The sequence below is a fragment of the Pseudomonas sp. LSJ-87 genome (assembly GCF_032971465.1).
GTDB lineage: Bacteria > Pseudomonadota > Gammaproteobacteria > Pseudomonadales > Pseudomonadaceae > Aquipseudomonas > Aquipseudomonas putida_Z.
On record NZ_JAWJYQ010000091.1, the window covers coordinates 1 to 2,895 of the forward strand.

Annotated in this window: 3 protein-coding genes and 3 tRNA genes; all 6 read right to left on the reverse strand. The window is 58.9% G+C overall.

All coding sequences use genetic code 11. From position 1 onward, the window contains the following. Positions 1–126: 126 nt before the first annotated feature. The 6 genes from RYH74_RS26130 to birA all read right to left on the reverse strand — a co-directional run bounded on the left by RYH74_RS26130 (position 127) and on the right by birA (position 2,697). Positions 127–202 (reverse strand) — tRNA-Thr (locus RYH74_RS26130). A gap of 29 nt (positions 203–231) precedes the next feature. Further along, positions 232–305, reverse strand: a tRNA-Gly gene (locus RYH74_RS26135). 24 nt (positions 306–329) lie between these two features. After that, a tRNA-Tyr gene (locus RYH74_RS26140) sits at positions 330–413 on the reverse strand. 152 nt (positions 414–565) lie between these two features. After that, on the reverse strand, positions 566–991 hold the full coding sequence (locus tag RYH74_RS26145) for a hypothetical protein (RefSeq protein WP_317410593.1): 426 nt from the start codon (positions 989–991) through the stop codon (positions 566–568). Between the two features lie 7 nt (positions 992–998). Further along, positions 999–1,748 (reverse strand): pantothenate kinase, encoded by a 750-nt coding sequence (locus RYH74_RS26150; protein WP_075044427.1) that lies wholly within the window; start codon positions 1,746–1,748, stop codon positions 999–1,001. Further along, positions 1,738–2,697 carry a bifunctional biotin--[acetyl-CoA-carboxylase] ligase/biotin operon repressor BirA gene (gene birA, locus RYH74_RS26155; protein WP_317410594.1) on the reverse strand — a complete coding sequence of 320 codons (960 nt, stop codon included), beginning with the start codon at positions 2,695–2,697 and terminating at the stop codon, positions 1,738–1,740. Before birA ends, RYH74_RS26150 begins: the two co-directional genes overlap by 11 nt. Positions 2,698–2,895: the final 198 nt, after the last annotated feature.

Here is a 2,895-nt window from a genome sequence, read left to right on the forward strand (position 1 = left end):
GCCGACGTTAACGTGGGGAAGGGAACGATCAAACTTTTCCTTAGCCATCGATACAATCCTCCGCAGAAGAAATAGTCTTGCGCTGATAAAACAAAGGCAGATATTTTCATATCTGCCTTGTTTATATGGAGCTCTTGAGCGGATTTGAACCGCTGACCTCACCCTTACCAAGGGTGTGCTCTACCAACTGAGCTACAAGAGCGAAACACTTTGTGCAAAATCCAGCAAACTTGGAGCGGGTAGCGGGAATCGAACCCGCATCATCAGCTTGGAAGGCTGAGGTTCTACCACTAAACTATACCCGCGGAGCTTGCGGCTCTCGCTAAAACTGGTGGAGGGAGAAGGATTCGAACCTTCGAAGCTCTCGCAACGGATTTACAGTCCGTCCCCTTTGACCGCTCGGGAATCCCTCCAGATGTGGCCGGCATTCTATTTGTCTGCCGCCCTAGTGTCAAGCGTTTTTTCAAATTTTTTCAATCAAATCTGAAACTTAGCTGCTTTGACACCGCTTCCAGTTCTGCCACCTGAGTGGTGTTCCCTGTGAAGCGGGCGCCATTCTATCAAGCTATTCGCCAGTTGCAATACCCTGGCAGAAAATAATTTTGTGTTTTAAGTCTTTGAAATCGTTGGAAAGAGTCGCGAGCATGGTTTGGTCCAGCAAACGCTCGCTTTCCGGGGCAACCTTGAGCCAACGACCATCCGCCCCTGGCAGCTGCCCCACCACCGGCAGCGTGGCAATATCCAGGCTCAACAGGCGCTGACGCAGTGCATCGAGCTGGCCCTGCCCCATCACGCCACCGACCACCAGGCACTCATCCCGGCGCTTGGGTGGCGCCGACACCCCCGTTTCGCGCAACAGGCGGATTTCTTGCTGATTCCCCTTGTACAGCGACAGGGGCGCGACTTCCTTGACCTTCAGCGGGGCTTCCTGCTGGTGCCACACGTAATAGAAGACGTTGAGCACCAGTAACAGCAGAAACAACCAACGCATAGGCACCTCAATCCAATGGGCAGGCCATAGCCAGGCCTACGAAAACCAGGTCAGGCACGACACGCGCCTGGGGCACGGCCTCCCTAACCAGCGGCGCATCGCCACCTGTGAGGAACACCGTGAAATCCTCCCCCCACAACGCACGCGCCTGCTCGAGCTGGGTACGCGCAAAACCCTGGAGCATCAACACGCAACCGCGCTCGACCGCCTCGACAGTCGAGCGACCTGGCGCCAGGCTGGCCAATGCACGCTCGGCCGAGGCATCGTCATAACGGATACGCCGGGTGTGAGTACGCAACTGGCTACGCATCAATGGCATACCCGGGCAGATGTAGCCACCCAGGTGCTCACCGTCCGCCGCAACGAAATCCGCTTTGGCAGCGGTGCCCAGGTCAATGACCAGGCAAGCGCCCTTGGCCAGGTGAAATGCTCCGAGCGCCGCCAACCAACGGTCCATGCCCAGGCGCTGGTAGTCGTCATAGCCATTGCGCACACCCGCCATTTCCTGGGCGGGGTGCGCCACGCGCGCTTGCACGGCAAATGCCTGGGCAATCAGCGCGCAAAGCGCATCGGTTTCTTCCTCACTGCGCACACTTACAATGCGGCAGCCGGTCAGACGTACCGAAGCCAGCGCAGCCACTTCGGCCACCAGCGCCTGATCGGAGTCGACGATACCGCCGCTTTCAATCGCTGCATCAGCGACGTGGATTACCCGCCACTTGATGAAGCTGTTACCGCAATCGAGCTCAAGAATCATCACGCAACCTCAAACTGAGCTCACCACCACTGAAGCTCTTTTCCACCCCGTCCACCTCAAGGCGCAAGCCGCCCTGCCCGTCGACGCCAAGAACCACGCCATCAATACGCGTGCTACCGGCAACCAGAGAAACATTGCGCCCCTGCCAGAGGTGCGCCTGCTCCCATTCTTCCTGGAATGCGGCAAACCCGTAGCGACGATGCCGTGCCAATTCGTGCTGCAATTGCTGAGTGAGCAACGCTACCAGCCGGTTACGGTCGACTGCCGCCCCTACTTCGCGGCGCATCGAGGTCCACACCTGGTCGACCTGATCGTTGACCTGCATGTTCACATTGATGCCGATACCCAGCACCACGTGACAGACATCTGCCGGGTCACCCACCAACTCCAGGAGGATACCGGTGATCTTCTGCCCGCGAACGAGGACATCGTTGGGCCATTTGAGCCCCACATCCTTTACCCCAAACGCCTGCAGGGTACGCATTACCGCCAACCCCACCACCAGGCTCAAGCCCTCGAGCTGGCGCATGCCGCCATCCACACGGAGCACCAGGCTGTAATAGAGGTTTTCGGCAAACGGGCTGACCCACTGCCGACCGCGACGACCACGGCCGGCGCTCTGGCGCTCAGCCAGGACCAGGAATGGAGCGTTCTGCCCTTCCCCGGCGAGCCGCAGGCCTTCGGCATTGGTCGAGTCGATGGTTTCGTGGATGAAAACGGGCCACTGCTCGCCTTCGGCAAACTCGGCAATCGCTTGTGCATCGAGCAAAGCCAGTGGCGCCGCCAGCTGATAGCCGCGCCCACGAACCTTGTGAATGGTGAGGTTCAGTTCGCTCTCCAGGTGCTGCAGCTGCTTCCAAACGGCGCTGCGACTTACCCCGAGTGCCGACCCCAGAGCTTCTCCGGAATGGAACCGACCATCCTTGAGGAGATTCAACAACTTCAGCATGCCAGTCTCGACTTGGAATAAGGCAGGCATGATAGCTATGGGCTGTTGGCTTGCATAGGAAAAGGGCTGCCGGCGGCGGCGAACGGCCGCTCCCACAGGGATCGCACAAGCCTGTAAGAATGCCATCAGGCTGACATGATCGGTGTGGGAGCGGGCAAGTCGAAGCGTCGAACCGCCGCGAAACAGGCGACGCGGTGA

What these genes read in the sequence shown, in the direction of transcription:
- RYH74_RS26145 (WP_317410593.1), bottom strand. Translation starts at nt 991, where the DNA reads ATGCGTTGGTTGTTTCTGCTGTTACTGGTGCTCAACGTCTTCTATTAC.
- RYH74_RS26150 (WP_075044427.1), bottom strand. Translation starts at nt 1,748, where the DNA reads ATGATTCTTGAGCTCGATTGCGGTAACAGCTTCATCAAGTGGCGGGTA.
- birA (WP_317410594.1), bottom strand. Translation starts at nt 2,697, where the DNA reads ATGCTGAAGTTGTTGAATCTCCTCAAGGATGGTCGGTTCCATTCCGGA.